This window comes from Ancylobacter sp. FA202, from assembly GCF_000380205.1.
Taxonomy (GTDB): domain Bacteria; phylum Pseudomonadota; class Alphaproteobacteria; order Rhizobiales; family Xanthobacteraceae; genus Ancylobacter.
Genome location: NZ_KB904818.1, coordinates 5,032,402 through 5,054,832 on the forward strand (window position 1 = coordinate 5,032,402; position 22,431 = coordinate 5,054,832).

Below are 22,431 nucleotides of genomic sequence, written 5' to 3' on the forward strand. Positions count from 1 at the left end.
TGTCTCCAAGGACGACGTTTCGATGCGCAACCTGATCACCGATGTCGCCGGCCTCAGCGTGGGCCACGCCACCGACCTCACGCTGGCCTCCGGCGTGACCGTCATGCTGTTCGACGAACCCACCGTCGCCTCTGTCGATGTGCGCGGCGGTGGGCCGGGCACGCGCGAAACCGACCTTCTCGCCCCTGATGAGACGGTGGGCGCGATCCATGCCCTCACTCTGTCCGGCGGCTCCGCCTTCGGGCTCGACGCCGCCGGCGGGGTGGCGGCGGCGCTGGCCGAGCGCGGCATCGGCTTTCCCGTCGGCGATGCACGGGTGCCGATCGTGCCCAGCGCGGTGCTGTTCGACCTCATCAATGGCGGCGACAAGAACTGGGGCCGCTTCTCGCCTTATCGCGATCTCGGCTATGCTGCGGCAAATGCGGCCGGGCTCGATTTCCCGCTCGGCACGGTGGGCGCCGGCACCGGGGCGACGACGGTGGACCTGAAGGGCGGGCTCGGCTCCGCCTCGATGATCGCCCCCACCGGCCACCGGGTCGGGGCGCTGGTGGCGGTGAATGCCTGCGGCGCCACCAATTTCCCCGGCGGAGCGCATTTCTGGGCGGCACCGTTCGAGCAGGCGGGCGAGTTCGGCGGCCTCGGCCTGCCGCATCCGCTGCCGCCGCTACCCGTCCGGCCGGCGCTGAAGGGGCTGCCTCCGGGGGCCAATACCACCATCGCCATCGTCGCGACGGACGCCATTCTGACCAAGGCGCAGTGCAAGCGGCTTGCGGTCATGGCCCATGACGGGTATGCACACGCCATCTGGCCGGTCCATTCACCGCTCGATGGCGACACGATTTTCGCCGCGGCCACGAGCAAGAAACCCCTCGCCGATCCGATTTTCGATCTCGCGCTGATCGGCGACACAGTGGTTCGAACCCTTGCCCGCGCGTGTGCCCGGGCGGTTTACGAGGCGATCGCCCTTCCGCAGCCGGGAACGCTTCCCGCTTGGCGCGATCGCTGGGGGCATGGCCCCTGATCCCCAACTGAGGCCCGCCTCCGGGTTAGACAGAGGAAAAGATCGCTGACTATCGCCTTCCCTGCTTCGTCGCCGTCATCTTCGCTCGCCGCGCCTGCACCTTTACTGTCGTGTTTGCAGCCCGGCTTGTCGCATCTGTCCAATCTGCATGGCAGCTATGCGTTTGACACTCACCTCAATAATGAGGGGAGCGCATGAGCGAGAAAAAGCCACGCATCCGGGTTCGCGGCCTGACGAAGATTTTCGGTGATGAGCAGCACGCCGCCCTGCCGCTGCTGCAGGCCGGCAAGAACCGCGACGAGGTGCAGAAGGCCACCGGCGCGGTGATCGGCCTGCAGGATGTGAGCTTCGACGTCGCCGAGGGCGAGATCCTCGTCGTGATGGGCCTGTCGGGCTCGGGCAAGTCCACCTGCCTGCGCTGCATCAACCGGCTGATCGAGCCCACCGCCGGCTCGGTCCATATCGACGATACCGATGTCACCGCGCTGGGCGAACGCGATCTGATGGAACTGCGCCGCACCCGCTTCGGCATGGTGTTCCAGCAATTCGCGCTGTTTCCCCACCGCACCATCCTGCGCAATGTCGAATATGGGCTTGAGGTGCAGGGCGTGCCACAAGCCGCCCGTCGCGACAAGGCGATGGCCGCGATCGAGACGGTGGGGCTGAAGGGCTGGGACCAGCATTTCCCCTCGCAGCTCTCCGGCGGCATGCAGCAGCGCGCCGGCCTTGCCCGCGCCCTCGCCCTCGACCCCGACGTGCTGCTGATGGACGAAGCCTTCAGCGCCCTCGACCCGCTGATCCGCCGCGACATGCAGCAGGAACTCGTCGCGCTGCAGAAGCGGCTGAAAAAGACCATCGTCTTTGTCAGCCACGACCTCGACGAGGCGATCGCGCTCGGCGGGCGGATCGTGCTGATGAAAGACGGGCGCGTGGTCCAGCAGGGCACCGCCGCCGATTTCCTCGCCAACCCGGCGGACGAGTATGTGCGGCGCTTCGTCGAGCATATCGACGTGCTCGGTGTGGTCACCGCCGGCGATGCGATGCGCCCGCCAATGGCGGTCCGTCCCTGGCAGAGCAGCGCCGCCGAGGCGCTGGAGATCCTCACCCAGTCCGGGGAGCCCGTGATGACGGTGGTCTGCGAACTGGGCCGCTTCCAGGGCACGGTGGATGCCGACACGCTGCGGCGCGCCGGTGCCACCGAGCTGCGCCTGCTACTGAGCGACCGCGACGCTAGCGTGCCGCGCGGCGCCACGCTCAACGAGGCGGTCGCCCGGCTCGCCTCCGGCCGCGGCGAGATCGCCGTGACCGGCCCGGATGGCGCGCTTCTCGGCGTCATCGCCAATGCCGACCTCATCGCCGCCCTGGCGCGGCGGCGGGTCGAAACCGCGCACTGACGGGAGGGAATGATGGAGTTCGAGATCCCACGCATTCCTCTCGCCGAATGGTGCGACATCGCGCTCGACTGGGCGACGGAGCATTTTTCCGGTGTCACACGCGCCATGAGCGCGGTAATCGGCACCGCCATCGAGACCACGACCGACTTTCTCGTCGGCCTGCCGCCCTGGCTGGTCATCCTCGCCTGCGGGCTGCTGGTGTGGCGGCTGACCACATGGCGCATCGCGCTCGGCACGGTGCTCGGCTTCGCCTTCCTGTGGAACCTCGAACTCTGGCGGGCAACGCTGCAATCGCTGGTGCTGGTGCTGGTGTCGACGGCGTTCGCCCTCGCCATCGGCATTCCGATCGGCATCGCCGCGGCGCTGAGCAGGCGCTTCTGGCGCATTGTCGGCCCGGGGCTCGACATGATGCAGACCATGCCGAGCTTCGTCTATCTGATCCCCGCCATCCCGTTCTTCGGGCTTGGCGCGGTCTCGGCCTGTTTCGCCACCATCGTCTTCGCCATGCCGCCGACCATCCGCCTGACCGCGCTCGGCATTTTGCAGACGCCGCCGGAACTGGTGGAGGCGGCGGACGCCTTCGGCTCCAGCCGCTGGCAGAAGCTGTTCAAGATCCAGCTGCCACTCGCCATTCCCACCATCATGGCCGGCGTCAACCAGACCATCATGCTGGCGCTGTCCATGGTGGTCATCGCGGCGATGATCGGTGCCGGCGGGCTCGGCGGCGAGGTGTGGCGGGCAATCCAGCGGCTGGAGGCGGGCCAGGGCTTCCAGGCCGGCATCGCTATCGTCGTGCTGGCCGTCATCCTCGACCGCATCACCCAGCACATTGCCCATCACATGCGGCGCGACCGCCAGCAGGGCTGAACCCTCGCCCCTGGAAGCGAGGCGATGCCTCCGCTTCCGACCATCCCAACCGAGATTGGAGCAAGCGACATGTCATTCCTGGGAACATTCCTGAAGACGGCGGCCGTCGCCGCCACGACGCTCGGCCTCGCCGCCGGCGCGGCGCAGGCGGAGAAGAAGGACCTGACCATCGCCTATGTCGAATGGTCCGACACGGTGGTCGCCACCAACATCGTCAAGATCGCGCTCGAAGACGCGGGCTACAAGGTCAAGCTTGTGCCGCTCTCCGGCGCCGCCATGTGGCAGGCGGTGGCGACCGGCGAGGCCGATGCGATGGTGGCCGGCTGGCTGCCTGCGACGCATGAGGCCTACAACGCCAAGCTGAAGGACAAGGTGGTCAATCTCGGCCCCAACCTGTCCGGCGCCAAGATCGGCTGGGCCGTGCCGACCTATGTCGACATCACCTCGATCGAGGACATCAACAAGGACCCGGCCAAGTTCGGCGGCAAGGTCATCGGCATCGATCCCGGCGCCGGCCTGATGAAGGCGTCGGAGAAGGCGATCAAGGACTACGGCCTGAAGGTGAAGCTGGTCGAGGGCTCGGACGCCACCATGGTCGCCGCGCTCAAGGACGCCTACGCCAAGAAGGAGCCGATCGTCATCACCACCTGGACGCCGCACTGGATGTTCGCGGAGTGGGACCTGAAATACCTCGCCGACCCCAAGAACGTGTTCGGCGGTGAGGAGACGGTCAACACCATCGTCTCCACCAAGCTGAAGACCGAGGCGCCCGAGGCTTACAAGATCCTCGATAATTTCAGCCTCACGCTCGACGACGAGCAGAAGGTGATGGTCGAAAACAACAAGCCCGGCGCCGATCCGGCCGCCACCGCCAAGGCCTGGGTCGCCGCCAACAAGGCCAAGGTCGACGCCTGGATGAAGTGATCTCGATCGGTCGTCCCGATTATCGGATCGCGACGACGCGCCCGGCCGATGCGAGGCCGGGCGCCGGCATCGAACGGCCATCGACGCGAGGACGTCGATTCGGGTGAGCGGGCCTTGCCCGCCCTCGCGAACGATCCCGGCCGGTCATCCCGGCTGGGGTACCCTCCCCTTGGGCGGCCGGCGCGTTCCGGCCGCCCTTTTTCATCGACGCGCGATCGGCGCAGAGATCAGGGGCACGGCTCCCAGAAGCCCTGGGTGCGCTGCGGGTTGGTATAGAACCAGCAATAATTCGGCTGCGGCGGCGGGCCGGCGAGATTGGCGGCGGCAACGCCGGTGAGGAAGCCGAGCGCGGCACCAGCCGCGACCGCGCCGCCGGGCGGCCAATAGGGGCGCGGATTGACCACGACCACGCCGCCACCGCGCGGCACCGGGCCGTAATAGCGGCCGGGACCGTAATAATGGCCGGGGCCGCGCCAGCCACCGCCCCACGCGACGCCACAGCCGCGCCCGCCGCAGCCGGCGGCACGCCAGGCGCTGGCTTCCTGCACCATGCCGAACAGGCCGGCGGTGGACAGCACCGCCAGCGCGGCGAGCATGCTCTTTTTCATCATGACATTTCCCTCCTCAGGACCACGCCTCCGGCGCCGCCTCGCGCGCAGCGGATTCGCTGCGGTAATGGGACGCCTTTTCCCCACGCTCGGCAATAAGGGAGTTCCGCAACGACCCATGCGGCGCGCGCCGCCCGCCAGCGCCCGTCGGGGGTGCGGCCCGGGCACTTCTTCATTAGAGTACGAAGAATTCTAAGATACATTTGTTATCAATAACTTAGAGTCGTTCGTCGTTCTTTGTGTGGCAGATCGGTGCTATCGGACGGCCTGTTCGGGGCTCGGAAATCCTCCGACATAATCCCCCAGGAGAGTGCACATGAGACGCGCCGTACTTCCCGTGATCGTCGCGGCCACGGTGAGTCTGCCGGCGATGGCCGACCCGCGGGGCATTTCCCCCGCCTCGGTGGAAGCCACGCTCGGCAGCGTTGGAAACGAGGCCTTTGGCAGCTTTGACCTGTTCCTGCCCATGCTGGGCGACACGGACCGGCTGCTGTTCCTCGATGCCCGCGCCAGCTTCGGCAGCGAGCAGGAGGTCGAGCAGGGCTCGGTCGGCCTTGGCTACCGCTTCCGGCATGAGAATGGCTGGGTCTACGGTTTCAACGGCTATTTCGACTATCTCAACAGCCAGTACGACAACGGCTTCACCCAGCTCGGGCTCGGCGTCGAGGCGCTGAGCCAGGATTGGGAGCTGCGCGCCAATGGCTATCTCCCGGTCGGCGACATCGAGGCCGCGCTCGCCAGCGCCAATGCCGCGCTGATCGAGGCCGGGCGGCTGGTGTTCCGCGCCGGCGAGGAAACCGCGATGCAGGGTTTCGACGGCGAGATCGGCTACCGGCTGCCCTTCCTCACCCCCGATGATCTTACCCAGATCAAGCTCTTCGCCGGCGGCTACTGGTACACGGGCGATGGCGTCGAGGACGTGCCGGGCGTCTCCGCCCGAGTGGAACTGTCCCGCGCGGGCCTTCCCGCCTTCGGCAATGGCTCGCGGCTGACGCTCATTGCCGGGCTGACCTATGACGAGCAATACGACACGCAGGGCATCTTCCTCGCCCGGCTGCGCGTGCCGCTCGGCGACACGTCAGCGCAGGCGCCCTATGATCCGCTCTACCGCCGGGTCGAGCGCTCGGACGCGATCCGCACCCATGTCGGCGCCACCGGCGCGGCGGAAGCGGCGGTCTACACCGAGACCGGCGCGGTCGCCGGCCGGGTGGTCGCCATTGGCGCGGGCGACGATGCCGGCACCATCAATGCCCGGTTGGTGACGGCGGGCGATGGCGCGCTGGTGCTCGCCTCCGGCACGGTCGATGTCGATTCCACCGTCTCGCTCGGCACCGGCCAGTATCTGCTCGGCGGCGGCGGCGCGCTTGCCGTGCGCGGCGCGGTGAGCGGCGGCACGGCGGTGTTCCGCAACGCCCTGCCCGCGGCGACGCTGAACGGCACCGACCCGCTCGACGACGTGCTCTCTCTCGACGGTGACCGCAGCGCGGTGGCCTCGCTCGCGATCCGTGGCGGCCGCTCCGGCGTGGTGGCGGAAGGCGTCTCCGACATCGTCATGCGCGATCTCGACATTTCAGGCACCGCCGAGCACGGCATCTCGCTGGCAAGCGTCTCCAGCGCCACCATCGCCTCCACCCGCATCCATGACCTCGCCTTCTGCGAGAACAACACGGAATGCGAATGGTCGATCTTCAATCCCAATGAGGTGCGCAATGCCGGCATCGCCGCGCTGGCGGTGGAGGACCTGACGATCCGCGACGTGGCGATGGAGAACGTCACCTACGGCCTGTTCGTCGGAAGCCAGTATGAGGAGATCGACTGGGAGAACACCATCACCGGCCAGAGCGGCAACCTTACCGTTGAGAACCTCTCCATCGTCAACAGCCGCCGCGAGGGCATCCTGCTGGTCGGCGTGGACGGGGCGACGCTGCGCTCCATCAGCATCGACAATTCCGCCATGGACCGCTCAATGGACCTGATCGTTCTGCAGAAGACCGCGCATGCCGTGCTCGACGACCTGACGCTGAAGGGCGGTATCAACGGGCTGATGTTCGCCTCGTCGTTCAACCTGCCGGGCGTGACCACCGACATCGCGGTGTCCAATGCCTTCATCGAAGACACCTACCGCGCCGGCATCTTCATCAACCCGTCGAGCGACATCAGCTTCACCAATGTCACCATCTCCAATCCCGGCAGCTATGGCGTCTATTTCTATGGCGACGCCTATGGCTTCGCCGGCGGTCCGGTGACGGGGGTGAGCTTCACCGATGTGGAGGTGATCGCCAGCGGCAGCTCCGCCGTCTATGTCTCGGGCCCGATCCAGGACATTTCCGGCAACATTGCCACCACCAATGTCCCCGCCCCCTGCTCGGCCGATGCCGGCCAGTGGTCCGGCACCGAGCTGACGCAGACCGGCGGACAGGTCTTCGCCATTGGCGGCGCGACCGTGCCGGCCGGTACGCTCTCCGCCTCCTGCGGCCTCTGAGCCCTGGAGAACGCCGGGACGGCATTGCCGCCCCGGCGCCTTGATGCTACGCCCCGGCAAACAGCCGGAGCCCCGCGCCATGACCACACGCCCGCTGATCCTCTCCCCCTCCATCCTCGCCTGCGACTTCGCGCGCTTCGGCGAGGAAGTGCGCGCGGTCGATGCCGCCGGCGCGGACTGGATCCATATCGACGTGATGGATGGGCATTTCGTGCCCAACATCTCCTTCGGCCCCGACGTGGTGAAGGCGGTGCGGCCGTTCTCAGCAAAACCCTTCGACGTGCATCTGATGATCGCGCCGGCCGACCCGTATCTGGAAGCCTTCGCCAAGGCGGGCGCCGACCACATCACCGTCCATGCCGAAGCGGGGCCGCATCTGCACCGCTCGCTGCAGGCGATCCGCGCGCTGGGCAAGAAGGCCGGCGTCGCGCTCAACCCCGCCACCCCGGCGAGCGCGGTGGAGCATGTGCTCGACCTGATCGACGTCATCATCGTGATGACGGTAAACCCCGGCTTCGGCGGCCAGGCCTTCATCCCCTCGGTCATGGAGAAGGTGGCCCAGCTCGCCGCCATGGTGGGCGATCGGCCGATCCATATCGAGATCGACGGCGGCGTCACCAAGGACACCGCCGCCGCCTGCATCAAGGCCGGCGCCAACGCGCTGGTCGCCGGCTCCGCCGTGTTCAAGGGCGGCGCGGACGCCTATGCCGGCAATATCGACGCCATCCGCAGCGCCGCGCTGCGGGCACGGGGCGAGCTGGTCTAGCCGACCGCCGGCGCCCGGCGCGTTTGTCGTCATGGCGCCTTTCTGCTAGAGCGCGGGCAATCCTCATCGCTTGCCGAAAGAGCCCGCCCGTGATCCCGCGCTATTCCCGCCCCGAAATGGCTGCCATTTGGGAGCCGCAGACCCGCTTCCGCATCTGGTTCGAGATCGAGGCGCACGCCACCGATGCGCTCGCCGAGCTCGGCGTGGTGCCGAAGGAGGCCGCGGCGAAGATCTGGGAGATGGCGAAGGACGCCACCTTCGACGTCGCCCGCATCGACGAGATCGAGGCCGTCACCAAGCATGACGTCATCGCCTTCCTCACTCACCTGTCCGAGATCGTCGGCCCCGAGGCGCGGTTCGTCCATCAGGGCATGACCTCGTCCGACGTGCTGGACACCTGCCTCGCCGTGCAGCTGGTGCGCGCGGCCGATATCCTGATTGCCGATGTCGACCGGCTGCTGGCGGCGCTGGAGGCCCGCGCCTTCGAGCACAAGCTCACCCCCACCATCGGGCGCTCGCACGGGATCCATGCCGAGCCGACCACCTTCGGGCTGAAGCTTGCCCAAGCCCATGCCGAGTTCCAGCGCAACCGCGCCCGCCTCGTCGCCGCGCGCGAGGAAGTGGCCACCTGCGCCATCTCAGGCGCGGTCGGCACTTTCGCCCAGATTGACCCGCGGGTGGAGGAATACGTCGCCGCCAAGATGGGGCTGAAGGTCGAGCCGGTCTCGACCCAGGTGATCCCGCGCGACCGCCACGCCGCCTATTTTGCCGCGCTCGGCGTCGTCGCCTCCTCGATGGAGCGGGTGGCGGTCGAGATCCGCCATCTCCAGCGCACCGAGGTTCTGGAGGCCGAGGAGTTCTTCTCCGCCGGCCAGAAGGGCTCGTCGGCCATGCCGCACAAGCGCAACCCGGTGCTCACCGAGAACATCACCGGCCTCGCCCGTCTCGTGCGCGGCATGGTCACGCCGGCGCTGGAGAATGTGGCGCTCTGGCACGAGCGCGACATCTCGCACTCCTCGGTCGAGCGGATGATCGGACCGGACGCGACGGTCACGCTCGACTTCGCGCTGAACCGGCTGGCCGGCGTCGTCGAGAAGCTGCTGGTCTATCCCGAGACCATGCAGAAGAACCTCGACCGCCTCGGCGGCCTCGTGCATTCCCAGCGCGTGCTGCTGGCGCTGACCCAGAAGGGCGCGAGCCGCGAGGACGCCTATCGCCTCGTGCAGCGGAACGCCATGCCGGTCTGGCGGGGCGAGGGCGAATTCCAGGCGCTGCTCACCGCCGACGAGGAGGTGCGCAACTATCTGTCGGAAGAGGAAATCGCCGAGAAATTTGACCTCGGCTACCACCTCAAGCACGTCGACACGATCTTCCAGCGGGTCTTCGGCCGCAGCTGAACGCGCCGCAACGCAAAGAGGCCGGGGTTGCCCCCGGCCTCTTGCAAGTGGGATAGGCGTGCGCTGTCAGCGCCAGCCGCCGCGCCCACCAAAGCCGCGCCCGCCGAATCCGCGCGGGCCGCCGCCGAAGCCGCCGCCGCGAACGAAAACCGGACGCGGGCCCATGCCGGGACGCCCGCCCCAACCCGGGCGACCCGGACGCGGACCCGCCCAGCCCGGACGACCGGGGCGCGGACCCCAGCCCGGACGCGGCCCCCAACCGGGGCGCGGCCCCCAACCCGGACGCGGGCCCCAGCCGGGGCGCGGACCCCAACCCGGACGACCGCCCCACCAGACCGGGCCCGGGCGCCAGCGCGGTCCATACCCCCAGCCCGGGCCGGGGCCGTAATAGCCGCCGCCCCAGCCCGGCCCCCAGGCCGAGCCGGCCACGGCGCCAAGCGCAAAGGCGCCGACGCCGAGCGCAACATCGTCCGCAACGTAAGTGGGGTTGACCATCACGGTCTGGTTGCCGCCGGCGAGATAGCTCGCGCTCACCCAACCGCCGGCCGCCTGGCACCAATTGCCCTGGCAACCACCGACATTCACCCGCGTGCCGCCCGGCAGCGTGCCGATCACACGGAAATTTGTGCCGGGGCCGGCGCGCACATTGAGATCGCGCGTGACCACGGCGGCCGACGCGGCGGTGAACGCCACTCCGCCGACGAGAAGGCTGGCGGCAAGTGCCAGCGTTTTGAAGATTTTTTGCATGTGAACCTCCCTGAGGGAGCGCCTGAGGCCACGTTTCCCGGCGGACCCGATCGATATCCATCCTCGATAGCAATCGAATCGGGCGGAATTGGTTGCATTACCTATCGCCACCGGCCGTGGTCGCTGAGGAATGCGGGCGGGTCGGGCCGGACCCGCAGATGCGATCGCCGCGCACCTTCGCGGGCCGCGCGGCACACGCAGCCGGCGCCCGACGAGCGCCGCGTGAAAAGGCCGAAGAGAGAAAGAGGACAGGGATCTGCCGGGCGAAACGGCGTGGCCGTCCGTCATCGGCGGGGCGCGCACGGCCCATAGTGTGCGTGCATGCGTCGCCGGCCGGGGATCGCCGGCCGGCGGGACTGAAGCGCGGCCTCAGCCGTTCTTCTGCAGGGTCTCGATCGCCTCGGCCAGCAGCTCGTCCATGGTGCGGCGCAGGCGGTGCTCGGAAACGTCGATGCCCTTGGCGTCGAAGTCACCCTTGATCTTGCGGTAGACGTCCTCGTCGCCGGCCTCTTCCAGATCGGCCGCGACGACGGAGCCGGCATAGGCGCTCGCCTCCTCGCCCGTCAGGCCGAGCTTCTCGGCCGCCCACAGGCCGAGCGCCTTGTTGCGCCGCGCCATCGCCTTGAAGCGCAGGGTCTGGTCGTGGGCGTACTTGGACTCGAACGCATCTCCGCGCTCGTCGAACGTGCTCATGTGGTCGCCCCTGTCTCGATGAAAGCGTGGGCTTGATTATCCCGACCCCGGCCCCAAATCAACGCCGCCGGCGCCGCGCGCCTCGCCCTACGGCAATGTGACGCTCATCCCGGGCTTTTGCGGTGGATGGTGTCGCACCCCGCCACGCAAGGACGCCATGCCGCGTGGTGGCGTTTGTATCCGCCCCCCCGATGGGCTAGTGTCCGCGCGAGGGTGTCAGCACCAATGCGAGACGAATCGTCAGAGCGCCGAGCGTGCGCAGACGTGCGGCGCCCCCAGCCGTGAACCCGGAACCGGAGCCCCGGCATCCTAATGGACTTCCTCAACCGACGGTACCCACCCATGAGCCGCCGCCGCCGCATTTATGAAGGTAAGGCGAAGGTCCTGTATGAAGGTCCTGAGCCCGGCACCCTGATCCAGCACTTCAAGGATGACGCCACCGCCTTCAACAACAAGAAGCACGATGTCATCGACGGCAAGGGCGTGCTGAACAACCGCATCTCGGAATATGTCTTCCTGAGACTGAACGAGATCGGTGTCCCCACGCATTTCATCAAGCGGCTGAACATGCGCGAGCAGCTCATCCGCGAGGTCGAGATCATCCCGCTGGAAGTCGTCGTGCGCAATGTCGCCGCCGGCTCGCTGTCGACCCGCCTCGGCATCGAAGAAGGCACCCAGCTCCCGCGCTCGATCATCGAGTTCTATTACAAGAACGACGCGCTCAACGACCCGCTGGTGTCGGAAGAGCACATCACGGCGTTCGGCTGGGCCACGACGCAGGAAATCGACGACATCATCGCCCTGGCGATCCGCGTCAACGATTTCCTCTCGGGCCTTTTCCTCGGCGTTGGCATCCGTCTTGTGGACTTCAAGATGGAATGCGGCCGCCTGTGGGAAAACGACATGATGCGGATCGTCGTCGCCGACGAGATCAGCCCGGATTCGTGCCGGCTGTGGGACATCAAGTCGAACGACAAGCTCGACAAGGACCGCTTCCGCCGCGACATGGGCGGGCTGGTCGAAGCCTATTCGGAAGTCGCCCGTCGTCTCGGCATCATGTCCGAGAACGAGCGCGTCCAGACGGGCGGTCCGGTTCTGGTGAAGTCCGAACCCGAAGAGTGATGATGCCGGATGCGCGATGCGCTGCCCTCGGGTCAGCCATTCCGCATTCCAGCATTGAGCCGTTCGCGGCCAAATGGTAGGCGGGGGCCTCAAAGCCCCCGTTTCTGTTTTTCCCGCTGCTTCTGTCGCACGAAACTGCCCGAGAGTGATCCATGAAGGCGCGCGTCCTCGTCACCCTGAAATCCGCCGTGCTCGATCCGCAGGGCAAGGCCATTGAGGGCGCCCTGCGCTCGCTCGGCGTCCCCGGCGTCTCCAGCGTCCGCCAGGGCAAGGTCTTCGACATTGAGCTGGACACCAGCGATCCGGCCAAGGCCGAGGCGACGCTCAAGGACGCCTGCGAGAAGCTGCTCGCCAATACGGTGATCGAAACCTACCGCATCGAGCTCGTGGACTGACACCATGAAATCCGCCGTCCTCGTCTTTCCCGGCTCCAACCGCGAGGGCGATGTCGCACGCGCGCTCCACATGGTCTCGGGCGTCAAGCCGGCCATGGTCTGGCACGCCGACACCGCGCTCCCCCAGGGCACCGACCTCGTCGTCCTGCCGGGCGGTTTTTCCTATGGCGACTATCTGCGCTGCGGCGCCATCGCCGCCCGCGCCCCGATCATGGAGGCGGTGCGCGCCCATGCCGCCCGTGGCGGGCTGGTGCTCGGCATCTGCAACGGCTTCCAGATCCTGTGCGAGAGTGGGCTGCTGCCCGGCGTGCTCGTGCGCAACGCCCGCCTGCGCTTCATCTGCCGCGAGGCGCTGCTGAAGGTCGAGCGCAACGACACTCCCTTCACTCGCCGCTACGCCCGGGGCGCCATCGTGCGCTACCCCGTCGCCCATGGCGAGGGCAACTACACTGCCGACGCGGCGACGCTGAAGCGGCTGGAGGAGGACGGGCGCGTGCTGTTCCGCTATGTGATGCCGGACGGCCACCGCGACGACGCGCAGGTGCTGAACGGCGCCGCCAATTCCATCGCCGGCATCGTCTCCGAGAAGCTGAACGTGCTCGGCCTGATGCCGCACCCCGAAAACCATGTGGACCCGCTGGTCGGCCCGACCGACGGGCGCGCTTTGTTCGAAAGCATCGTCGGCGCGCTGGAGAAGGCGTGACCCCGCCCGCCCTGCCCGACCGCGTAACGGAATGACGGCCTTCGCATGATCCCCTCCGAACCGAAAATCACTCCCGAACTCGTCGCCGAGCATGGCCTCAAGCCCGACGAGTACGAGCGCATCCTGACGCTGATCGGCCGCGAGCCGACCTTCACCGAGCTCGGCATCTTCTCGGCGATGTGGAACGAGCACTGCTCGTACAAATCCTCGCGCCTGCATCTGCGTGGCCTGCCGACCAAGGCGCCCTGGGTGATCCAGGGTCCGGGCGAGAATGCCGGCGTCATCGACATCGGCGACGGCAAGGCCGCCGTGTTCAAGATGGAGAGCCACAACCACCCCTCCTATATCGAACCCTATCAGGGCGCCGGTACGGGTGTCGGCGGCATTCTGCGCGACGTGTTCACCATGGGCGCGCGCCCGATCGCGGCCTTGAACGCACTGCGCTTCGGCGACCCCAAGCATCCGCGCACCCGCCACCTCGTGGGAGGCGTGGTGGCCGGCATTGGTGGTTACGGCAATTCGTTCGGCGTGCCCACCGTGGGCGGGCTGGTCGGCTTCCACACCCGCTATGACGGCAACAACCTTGTAAACGCCATGGCGGTCGGCCTCGCCGACGCCGACAAGATCTTCTACGCCAAGGCCACCGGCGTCGGCCTGCCCGTGGTCTATCTCGGCTCGAAGACCGGCCGCGACGGCATCCACGGCGCCACCATGGCCTCCGCCGAGTTCGGTGAGGGCGCCGAGGAAAAGCGCCCCACCGTGCAGGTCGGCGACCCCTTCGCCGAGAAGCTGCTGCTGGAAGCCTGCCTTGAGATCATGGAGGCGGGCTGCGTCGTCGCCATTCAGGACATGGGCGCGGCCGGCCTCACCTGCTCGGCGGTGGAAATGGGCGCCAAGGGCGATCTCGGCATCGAGCTCGACCTCGACAAGCTGCCCTGCCGCGAAACCGGCATGAGTGCCTATGAGATGATGCTCTCCGAGAGCCAGGAGCGCATGCTCATGGTGATCGCGCCCGGCAAGGAAGAGCAGGCGGAAGCCATCTTCCTCAAATGGGGCCTCGACTTCGCGATCGTCGGCTACACCACCGACACGCTGCGCTTCGTCGTCCGCCACAAGGGTGAGATCAAGGCCGACCTGCCGATTAAGGAACTGGGCGACGAGGCCCCGCTCTATGACCGCCCCTGGGTGGAAACGCCCAAGCAGCAGCGCGTCGACCCCGCCTCGCTCGACATCACCGCCACTATCCCTGGTGCGTTGGAGCGGCTGATCGGCTCTCCCGATTTCGCCTCCAAGCGCTGGATTTGGGAGCAGTATGACCATCTGATCCTCAACAACACCGTGCAGCGCCCCGGCGGCGACGCGGCGGTGGTGCGGGTGGAAGACGGCCCCAAGGGCCTCGCCATGACTTGCGACGTCACCCCGCGCTATTGCGAGGCCGACCCGTTCGAGGGCGGCAAGCAGGCGGTGGCGGAAGCCTGGCGCAACCTCACCGCCGTCGGCGCCCGGCCGCTGGCACTGACCGACAATCTCAATTTCGGCAATCCCGAGAAGCCCGAGATCATGGGCCAGCTGGTCGGCTGCCTGCGCGGCATCGGGGCGGCGGCGCTGGAACTGGACTTCCCGGTCGTCTCCGGCAATGTCAGCCTCTACAACGAGACCAATGGGCGCGGCATCCTGCCGACCCCGACCATTGGCGGCGTCGGCGTTCTCGACGACATCGAGAAGATGGCGACGCTCGACTTCAAGGCCAATGGCGAGACCATCCTCGTCCTCGGCGCCACCACCGGCTGGCTCGGCCAATCCGCCTTCCTCTCGGAAATCCTCGACCGCGAGGACGGCGCCCCGCCGCCCGTCGACCTGCCGCTGGAGCGCAAGACCGGCGATCTCGTGCGTGGGCTGATCAATGACGGCCTCGTCACCGCCGTGCACGACGTTTCCGATGGCGGCCTGCTCGTGGCGCTGACGGAAATGGCGCTGGCCTCGGGCATCGGCGCCAACCTCGCCGCCCCGCCGCCGGACATGAACCCCTTCGCCTTCTGGTTCGGCGAGGACCAGGCCCGCTACATCGTCACGGTGGAGAACAGCGCCAAGGCGCTGGTGCTGCGCCGGGCGGAGCTGGCCGGCATCCCCGTCGCCAAGCTCGGCACAACAGGCGGCGACCGATTGCATATCGCGGGCGAGCGCCCAATTGTAGTGGACGCGCTGCGCGAGCGGCACGAGGCCTGGCTGCCCATCTATATGGGCGCGGGCTTGATGTGAGGGAGCCTGTCTGATGGCGATGGAAGCAGCCGAAATCGAGCGGCTGATCAAGGAAGGCCTGCCGGACGCTTCGGTCGAGATCCGCGATCTCGCCGGCGACGGCAATCACTATGCCGCGACCGTGATCGCCGAGAGCTTTCGCGGCAAGAGCCGCGTGCAGCAGCATCAGATGGTTTATGCGACGCTGAAGGGCCAGATGGGCGGCGTGTTGCACGCCCTCGCGCTTCAGACCAATGTACCCGACTGAAGGCGGCCGGCTCCGGCCAGCGCCGCCACGACACCCTCTCGCGAGGCCCGCAAGGGCGAAAGGCATGCCATGAGCATTCAGGATTTCATCGACAGCCAGGTGAAGAGCAACGACGTCGTCGTGTTCATGAAGGGCACGCCGCAATTCCCGATGTGCGGTTTCTCCGGCCAGGTGGCGCAGGTCTTCGCCCTGCTCGGCGTCGACTATAAGGGCATCAACGTGCTCGATTCCGACGAGATGCGCACCGGCATCAAGGAATACACCAACTGGCCGACCATTCCGCAGGTCTTCGTCAAGGGCGAGTTCGTCGGCGGCTGCGACATCGTCCGCGAGATGTACCAGTCCGGCGAGCTGCAGACGCTGCTCGAAGAAAAGGGCGTCCCGGTGATGGGCAAGGCGACCGCCTGAACCACGCCTGCAGGACGCTTCTGCAAAGCCGCCCTCCGGGGCGGCTTTTTGTTGCCGTGACGCAGGGCGGCCCGCTACCCTGCATCGGAACACCTTGGGAAGTTCGACGCCTTGAGTAACATATTGATCGTCCTGACCTGCCTCGCCGTTCTCGTCGGCATGTCACTGTTCGCCAATGGCCGATTGCGCGATCGCGCGCGGCTGCCGATGCAATGGTCGCTGTCCGGCACGGTCAACTGGTCGGCGCCGCGCCCTTTGGCGCTGGCCCTCACGCCCCTGCTGGCGGCCGTGAGTCTCGCCGGGCTGGCGGTACTGCTGCGTGGCAGCACCGATGCCTCATCGGCGCTCATGGTCGTGGCGCTGACCTTTGTCGCCGTCCATCTTCTGCACCTCGCCCTGCTGCTGCGCCGCGCGCCGCGCTGAGCAACTCCCCGCCGCCCGCCCAACAAAAAAGCCGCCCAACCGGGCGGCTTTTCGTCTCTCGCGATCCGGTGAGGGATCAGCGCGAATAGAATTCGACGACGAGGTTGGGCTCCATCACGACCGGATAGGGCACCTCGTTGAGCTCCGGGATGCGGACGAACTTGGCCGTCATCTTGGAGTGGTCGACTTCGAGATAGTCCGGGGTGTCGCGCTCGCCCGAGGCAACGGCTTCCAGCACCAGCACGAGCTGGCGGGAGGCTTCCTTGACCTCAATCACATCGCCGACCTTCACCTGGTAGGACGGGATGTTGACGCGACGACCGTTCACCTTGATGTGGCCGTGGCTCACGAACTGGCGGGCGGCGAACACGGTCGGGACGAACTTGGCGCGGTAGATCACCGCGTCGAGACGACGCTCGAGCAGGCCGATCAGGTTGGCGCCGGTGTCGCCCTTGAGGCGCGAGGCCTCGACATAGACCGCATAGAACTGCTTCTCGCCGATCGAGCCGTAATAGCCCTTCAGCTTCTGCTTGGCGCGCAGCTGCACGCCGAAGTCGGAAACCTTGCCCTTGCGGCGCTGGCCGTGCTGGCCGGGGCCGTATTCACGCTTGTTGATGGGGCTCTTCGGGCGGCCCCAGATGTTTTCGCCCATACGGCGGTCAAGCTTGTGCTTGGCCGAAACGCGCTTGCTCATGCGCAGGTCCTCTCGCATATCGTTGCGGGTTGGATCGCGCCCCCTCCTCTACCCCCATTTCGGGAGCCGACAGGATCGTCCGAACGCGCCGGACGGACCCACGGGTGCGTGAAACACCACGCGGGGCCGTTTCCAGCCCCGCGCTTGGCCGGGTGCATAGGCACAAAAGGGCTGGAGGTCAAGGTCCTGTCGTCCTTCCGTCATCCGGACGGCGGTCGGCCGAGCCGGGATCGCTCGTCGCGATGGGAAAGATCCCGGCTCGTCGCTTCGCCGCGGCCGGGATGACGCGATCAAAGGGCTTACCGTCCGCCGCGCAGCGCCGCCAGCACTTCGAGGCTGGCATAGCCGTCGGGCTCGACGCCCATCTTGCGCTGGAAATTGGCCACCGCGCGCATGGTCATGTTGCCCACCCGGCCATCGACGCCGCCAGTGTCGAATCCCGCGCGGGTCAACCGGCGCTGCACGTCCTGGATCTCGGCCAGGGTCAGCGCCCGCTCCCCGCCGGGGAAGGGCGTGAGGAAGGGCTCGCCGCCAAGTACCCGGTCGCCGAGATGGCAGACGGCGAGGGCATAGTTCATCGACGGGTTGTAGCTGCGCACGGCATAGAAGTTCTGCGTCAACAGGAAGCACGGCCCTTCCGGCCCCACCGGCGCCCATAGGCGGGCGCGCGCCTTCGGCAGGTCGAAGCGCCCGCCGCCGGCCGGCGTCACGCCGAGCTTGGCCCACTCCGCCACCGTGCGCCAGGCTTTGGCGTCGGCGTATTTTTCCGGCACGCCCTCCATCCGAACCTCGAAGCCCCACGGCAGGCCGCGCTGGTACTTGCCGCGCTTGATGAGGTAGAGCGAGGAGCCGGCCAGCGCGTCCGGCACGCTGTAGGGCGAGGGTGCGCCATTGCCGTCATAGTCGACGCCGAGATTGAGCCAGACTTCCGGCATCCATTGCGTGTGCCCCATCGCCCCGGCCCAGGAGCCGAGCATCTCGTCCGGGCTCGCCCAGCCGCGCTGCACGATGGCGAGGCCGTTGATCAGCTCGGTTTCCCAATAGGAGCGCCGGCGCGGCTCACCCCAGGCCAGCGCGGCAAGCGCGGGGAAGACCGGCTTCATGTGGTCGGGGTCGGTGACGAGCTCGCCAAAGGCGCTTTCCATGCCCCACAGGCCGAGCAGCACATCCGGCTCGACGCCGAAATCCTTTTGCAGCCGCTTCATCAGCGCGGCGTTCTCCTTCGCCGCCGCCCGGCCGGTGATCAGCCGCCAATCGGAAATGCGGCGGTTGAGATATTGCCAGAGCTGTTCGCGAAATTCCGGCTGGGCGCTGTCCTTGGCATAGACCGAGGTGTCGGGCCGCAGCCCGCCCATCACCTGCTCATAGACCGAATCGGAAATGCCCTTGGCGCGGGCACGGGGCTGAAACGTCACCACCCACGCCTCGAATCGCTCCTTCGCCACCTGCGCGCTGGCGTCGCCACCGAGCGCGAGGCTGCCCAGGCTCGCCGCCGCACCGATAAGAAAGGCCCGGCGGCTTGAAGGGATCGCCGGATGAAGGGCGTTGAAGAGGTCGCGCGTCACGTCAAGGCTCCTGCCGTTGCGGCATGTTGGGCAGGGATCGCGGCACGGGCAAGGCGCCGGTGCCAGTGGATCACGCGGGCGCCGGCGCGTCCATGGCGAGGATTTCGCCGGCCCGCGCGCGCCGCCCGACGATGCGCTCCACCATTCCCGCGTCGAGGGGCTTTCTGGTGGAAAACAGCCGCAGCGGCGCCGGGCTGGCGGCGAAAGCGACCGGGCCGATCAGCGAGGACAGGCGCCGGGCGATCGCCGGGGCGGGGTCGATCCAGCGCACCGGCCAGGGCGCCACCTTCTCCAGCCGGTCGCGCAGCAGTGGATAATGGGTGCAGGCCAGCACCACCGTGTCGGTGCGCGCGCGCCCCTCACGCACGAAGGCGGGGGCGATCTCGGCGGCGATCTCCGCGTCGCTCACCTCCTCGCCGCGCATCGCCGCCTCGGCCAGCGGCGCCAGGCGGGTGGAGCCAACCAGCGTCACCCGGCAATCGCCGGCGAAATCATGGATCAGCTTCTGCGTGTAGTCGCGCCGCACCGTCCCCGGTGTCGCCAGCACGCTCACCTGCCGCGTCAGCGAGCTTTCGCAGGCCGGCTTGATCGCCGGCACGGTGCCGACGAAGGGGATATCAAAGCGCGCCCGCAGCGGCGGCAGCACGAGGGTCGAGGCGGTGTGGCAGGCGATCACCACCGCATCGGGCGCGTGGCGGGCGATCAGATGCTCCATCACCGCCATCACCCGCGCGACCAGCGCCGCCTCGGTGAGCGCGCCATAGGGAAAGGCGGCGTCGTCGGCGGCATAGACGAAGCGCGCATCCGGCCGCGCGCGGGCGAGCTCGCGGAACACGGAGAGCCCGCCGAGCCCGGAATCGAACACGAGAATGGTCGGCGCATGAAGAGCGGTGGCAGGCGGCAGAGACGACACGGCGACAGCCCCGGTGGACGAAGCAGGTGGCGAGACGCCGCGTAGGCCGGCAACGGTTACGGGAGAAGCCTCGATACGCATCTGATGTCCTCCATCCCGGGCATCAATATGGCGCATCTTGGTGAACGCTTCGTTGCAGGCAAATCAGCTTTCCGCCCCGCCCTCGCCCGCGCCGCCCTCCTCGCGCCGTCCCTCCAGCCGCGCCGCCGTGCGCGCCTCGCGCAGCCCCCGGCCCTCCACCAGTGCGCCCACGATGCCGTGCAGCGTGGCCACATCCTGCCGCGTCAGCCCGACGCGGTGGAAGATGTTGCGGATGTTGCGGATGGTGACGGGCCGCTTGGTCGGCGAGCGGAAGAACAGCGCCGCGTCGAGTTCACGCTCGAGATGGTCGAAGAAGGCCAGCAGGTCGGCCTTGTCGGCGACCTTGTAGCGGTCCGGCGGCTGGAACGGCAACGCGCCGCCCGAGGAGAGCTTGAACCATTCATAGGCCACCACCGCCACCGCCATGCCGAGATTGAGCGAGGCGAAGGCGGGATTCACCGGCAAGGTGAGGATTACGTCGGCGAGCGACACCTCCTCCGTATAGAGCCCGGTGCGCTCGCGCCCGAACACCAGCCCCACCTGCTCGCCCCCGGCCATGCGGCCCACCACCTCGCGCGCGACTTCGTCGGCACCGAGCACGGATTTCTGCATGCCGCGCTCGCGCGCCGTGGCGGCAACGACGAAATTAAGGTCGGCCAGCGCCGCCCGCAGATCGGGAAACACCTGCGCATTGTCGAGGATGCGGTCGGCGCCGGAGGCGAAGGTCACGGCCTTCGGGTTGGGCCAGCCCTCGCGCGGATTGACCAGGCGCAGCCGCGACAGGCCGAAATTGCCCATCGCCCGCACCGCCGAGCCGATATTCTCGCCGAGCTGCGGCTCGACCAGAATCACCACCGGCCCGCCTTCCAGCCAGGGCTTCGTGCTGTCGGTGCCGGACATGGCGGTTTTCTCCTGGGTGGCGGGGCGTGTGCTCCTATAGCGGTCCGGATGACGGTTGCGAAGCGGCGCGGCCGCCCGGCACGGGACGCGCAAGGCATACGGAATGCCAGAACGGCTTGGGGGAGAAGGCGCATTTGGCGCCGCTTTCTCCGCTATTTGGCCCGTTACCTGCTTCCCCTGCTGCGCCCCGCGCGGTATCACCCGCGCATCCGGCGTCTGCCCGCGCGGACACGCGCCGCGACCCCTCCGACAATGATTTCCGTGCGAGGTGATATTTCATGGCGAAGATCAAGGTGGCGAATCCGGTCGTCGAGCTCGACGGCGACGAGATGACCCGGATCATCTGGCAGTACATCAAGGACAAGTTGATCCATCCCTATCTCGACGTGCCGCTCGAGTATTACGATCTCGGCGTTGAGAACCGCGACGCGACGGCCGATCAGGTCACCATCGACGCCGCCGAGGCGATCAAGCGCGTGGGCGTGGGCGTGAAGTGCGCCACCATCACCCCCGATGCCGGCCGGATGACCGAATACAACCTCAAGAAGATGTGGCGCTCGCCCAACGGCACGATCCGCAACATCCTCGGCGGGGTGATCTTCCGCGAGCCGATCATCTGCAAGAACGTGCCCCGCCTCGTGCCGGGCTGGACCCAGCCGATCATCGTCGGCCGCCACGCTTTCGGCGACCAGTACCGCGCCACCGACTTCCTCGTTCCCGGCAAGGGCACGCTGACCATCAAGTTCGTCGGCGACGACGGCCAGGTGATCGAGCACGAGGTCTACAAGTACCCCGGCGCCGGCGTGGCGCTGTCGATGTACAATATCGACGAATCCATCGCCGAATTCGCCCGCGCCTCGCTCAATTACGGCCTGATGCGGAAATACCCGGTGTACCTCTCCACCAAGGACACCATCCTCAAGCAGTATGATGGCCGGTTCCGGCAGATCTTCCAGGAGATCTACGAGGCCGAGTTCAAGGCCGAGTTCGAGAAGCACAAGATCTGGTACGAGCACCGGCTGATCGACGACATGGTCGCCTCGGCCCTCAAATGGTCCGGCGGCTATGTCTGGGCCTGCAAGAACTATGATGGCGACGTGCAGTCCGACATCGTGGCGCAGGGCTTCGGTTCGCTCGGCCTGATGACCTCGGTGCTGATGACCCCGGACGGCAAGACGGTGGAAGCCGAAGCGGCGCATGGCACGGTGACGCGCCATTACCGCGAGCACCAGAAGGGCAAGGAGACCTCGACCAACTCCATCGCCTCGATCTTCGCCTGGACCCGTGGCCTCGCCCATCGCGCCAAGCTCGACGACAATGCCGAACTCGCCGCCTTCTGCGCCACGCTGGAGAAGGTGTGCATCGACACGGTCGAGAGCGGCTACATGACCAAGGACCTCGCTTTGCTCGTCGGCGCCGACCAGAAGTGGCTCTCCACGACCGGCTTCCTCGACAAGATCTCCGAGAATCTGAGCAAGGCGCTCGCCTGAGGTACCCTCCCCGGGGCGTGACACGTCCCGGGGAACTTCCCGCCCGTCGGCCGCGCCCGATGGAAGGCGCTCACAGCGGGGCACGCACTACTGAAACTCCACTACCCCACAACCTGTTGACAGCCGCCCCCGCCGCAGGATGATCCGATTACCGTCAAAGACCGTGCCGGCTGCCAGCGCAGGGCCGCGACACGCGCGATCGGATGGAAGCCTACAAAAATCGCTACCCAGAATTGCCTCGCGTCGTTGCGTGTCGCAGACCCGACAGCGTAGAACGGTACTGACTTAGCGCAGACTAGGGGCGAGTCTGCTCTGCGGCACTCGCAGAGCAA

General features: G+C 67.4%; 22 protein-coding genes. 15 read left to right on the top strand and 7 right to left on the bottom strand.

Annotated features, from left to right (window positions below; translation table 11 throughout):
* The first annotated feature begins 22 nt into the window (after positions 1–22).
* From A3M1_RS0123385 to A3M1_RS0123400, 4 genes are all read left to right on the top strand, one after another.
* Positions 23–1,021 (top strand): P1 family peptidase, encoded by a 999-nt coding sequence (locus A3M1_RS0123385; protein ID WP_018391419.1) that lies wholly within the window; start codon positions 23–25, stop codon positions 1,019–1,021.
* A 194-nt stretch (positions 1,022–1,215) separates the two neighbouring features.
* Positions 1,216–2,415 carry a glycine betaine/L-proline ABC transporter ATP-binding protein gene (locus A3M1_RS0123390; RefSeq protein ID WP_018391420.1) on the top strand — a complete coding sequence of 400 codons (1,200 nt, stop codon included), beginning with the start codon at positions 1,216–1,218 and terminating at the stop codon, positions 2,413–2,415.
* A gap of 12 nt (positions 2,416–2,427) precedes the next feature.
* A complete protein-coding gene (locus A3M1_RS0123395) occupies positions 2,428–3,282 on the top strand; it encodes a proline/glycine betaine ABC transporter permease (protein WP_018391421.1) in 855 nt (284 codons plus the stop codon).
* Positions 3,283–3,351: 69 nt separating this feature from the next.
* Entirely contained in the window at positions 3,352–4,206 is an 855-nt protein-coding gene (locus tag A3M1_RS0123400) for a glycine betaine ABC transporter substrate-binding protein (protein ID WP_018391422.1), read from the top strand.
* 227 nt (positions 4,207–4,433) lie between these two features.
* Here the strand turns inward: A3M1_RS0123400 and A3M1_RS0123405 are convergent, their stop codons facing one another.
* A complete protein-coding gene (locus A3M1_RS0123405) occupies positions 4,434–4,814 on the bottom strand; it encodes a hypothetical protein (RefSeq protein WP_371258772.1) in 381 nt (126 codons plus the stop codon).
* Positions 4,815–5,130: 316 nt separating this feature from the next.
* On the opposite strand from A3M1_RS0123405, the gene A3M1_RS0123410 reads away from it, so the two are divergent.
* From A3M1_RS0123410 to purB, 3 genes are all read left to right on the top strand, one after another.
* Positions 5,131–7,296, top strand: a complete 2,166-nt coding sequence (locus tag A3M1_RS0123410; RefSeq protein ID WP_018391424.1) for an inverse autotransporter beta domain-containing protein — start codon at positions 5,131–5,133, stop codon at positions 7,294–7,296.
* 79 nt (positions 7,297–7,375) lie between these two features.
* Entirely contained in the window at positions 7,376–8,062 is a 687-nt protein-coding gene (rpe, locus tag A3M1_RS0123415; protein ID WP_018391425.1) for a ribulose-phosphate 3-epimerase, read from the top strand.
* 89 nt (positions 8,063–8,151) lie between these two features.
* Positions 8,152–9,459, top strand: coding sequence for an adenylosuccinate lyase (purB, locus tag A3M1_RS0123420; protein WP_018391426.1), 1,308 nt, complete (start codon positions 8,152–8,154; stop codon positions 9,457–9,459).
* 66 nt (positions 9,460–9,525) lie between these two features.
* Here purB and A3M1_RS0123425 read toward each other — a convergent pair whose 3' ends face one another.
* On the bottom strand, positions 9,526–10,206 hold the full coding sequence (locus A3M1_RS0123425; protein ID WP_018391427.1) for an SH3 domain-containing protein: 681 nt from the start codon (positions 10,204–10,206) through the stop codon (positions 9,526–9,528).
* 369 nt (positions 10,207–10,575) lie between these two features.
* Positions 10,576–10,899 (bottom strand): DUF1476 domain-containing protein, encoded by a 324-nt coding sequence (locus A3M1_RS0123430; RefSeq protein WP_018391428.1) that lies wholly within the window; start codon positions 10,897–10,899, stop codon positions 10,576–10,578.
* Between the two features lie 312 nt (positions 10,900–11,211).
* Between A3M1_RS0123430 and purC the strand changes: the two genes are divergently transcribed.
* The 7 genes from purC (at position 11,212) to A3M1_RS0123465 (ending at position 16,456) form a co-directional block, all read left to right on the top strand.
* Positions 11,212–12,021 (top strand): phosphoribosylaminoimidazolesuccinocarboxamide synthase, encoded by an 810-nt coding sequence (gene purC / locus A3M1_RS0123435; RefSeq protein ID WP_026221476.1) that lies wholly within the window; start codon positions 11,212–11,214, stop codon positions 12,019–12,021.
* A gap of 152 nt (positions 12,022–12,173) precedes the next feature.
* Positions 12,174–12,416: a phosphoribosylformylglycinamidine synthase subunit PurS gene (gene purS, locus A3M1_RS0123440; protein WP_018391430.1), complete on the top strand. Its 243-nt coding sequence runs from the start codon at positions 12,174–12,176 to the stop codon at positions 12,414–12,416.
* A 4-nt stretch (positions 12,417–12,420) separates the two neighbouring features.
* Entirely contained in the window at positions 12,421–13,119 is a 699-nt protein-coding gene (gene purQ, locus A3M1_RS0123445) for a phosphoribosylformylglycinamidine synthase subunit PurQ (protein ID WP_018391431.1), read from the top strand.
* A gap of 45 nt (positions 13,120–13,164) precedes the next feature.
* Positions 13,165–15,378: a phosphoribosylformylglycinamidine synthase subunit PurL gene (gene purL / locus A3M1_RS0123450; protein ID WP_018391432.1), complete on the top strand. Its 2,214-nt coding sequence runs from the start codon at positions 13,165–13,167 to the stop codon at positions 15,376–15,378.
* Between the two features lie 13 nt (positions 15,379–15,391).
* A complete protein-coding gene (locus A3M1_RS0123455) occupies positions 15,392–15,625 on the top strand; it encodes a BolA family protein (protein WP_018391433.1) in 234 nt (77 codons plus the stop codon).
* Positions 15,626–15,694: 69 nt separating this feature from the next.
* Complete coding sequence (grxD, locus tag A3M1_RS0123460) at positions 15,695–16,033, top strand: Grx4 family monothiol glutaredoxin (RefSeq protein ID WP_018391434.1); 339 nt, start codon at positions 15,695–15,697, stop codon at positions 16,031–16,033.
* Positions 16,034–16,144: 111 nt separating this feature from the next.
* A complete protein-coding gene (locus A3M1_RS0123465; RefSeq protein WP_245261843.1) occupies positions 16,145–16,456 on the top strand; it encodes a hypothetical protein in 312 nt (103 codons plus the stop codon).
* A 76-nt stretch (positions 16,457–16,532) separates the two neighbouring features.
* Here the strand turns inward: A3M1_RS0123465 and rpsD are convergent, their stop codons facing one another.
* The 4 genes from rpsD to A3M1_RS0123485 form a co-directional block, all read right to left on the bottom strand.
* On the bottom strand, positions 16,533–17,150 hold the full coding sequence (gene rpsD, locus A3M1_RS0123470; protein ID WP_018391436.1) for a 30S ribosomal protein S4: 618 nt from the start codon (positions 17,148–17,150) through the stop codon (positions 16,533–16,535).
* A gap of 299 nt (positions 17,151–17,449) precedes the next feature.
* The gene (locus tag A3M1_RS0123475; protein WP_018391437.1) at positions 17,450–18,715 is read right to left on the bottom strand and encodes a lytic murein transglycosylase; all 1,266 of its coding nucleotides are present in this window, start codon (positions 18,713–18,715) and stop codon (positions 17,450–17,452) included.
* Positions 18,716–18,785: 70 nt separating this feature from the next.
* On the bottom strand, positions 18,786–19,628 hold the full coding sequence (murI, locus tag A3M1_RS0123480) for a glutamate racemase (RefSeq protein WP_018391438.1): 843 nt from the start codon (positions 19,626–19,628) through the stop codon (positions 18,786–18,788).
* A gap of 144 nt (positions 19,629–19,772) precedes the next feature.
* Positions 19,773–20,609 carry an RNA methyltransferase gene (locus A3M1_RS0123485; protein ID WP_018391439.1) on the bottom strand — a complete coding sequence of 279 codons (837 nt, stop codon included), beginning with the start codon at positions 20,607–20,609 and terminating at the stop codon, positions 19,773–19,775.
* Positions 20,610–20,887: 278 nt separating this feature from the next.
* Between A3M1_RS0123485 and A3M1_RS0123490 the strand changes: the two genes are divergently transcribed.
* Entirely contained in the window at positions 20,888–22,099 is a 1,212-nt protein-coding gene (locus A3M1_RS0123490) for an NADP-dependent isocitrate dehydrogenase (protein ID WP_018391440.1), read from the top strand.
* The last annotated feature ends 332 nt before the right edge of the window (positions 22,100–22,431 follow it).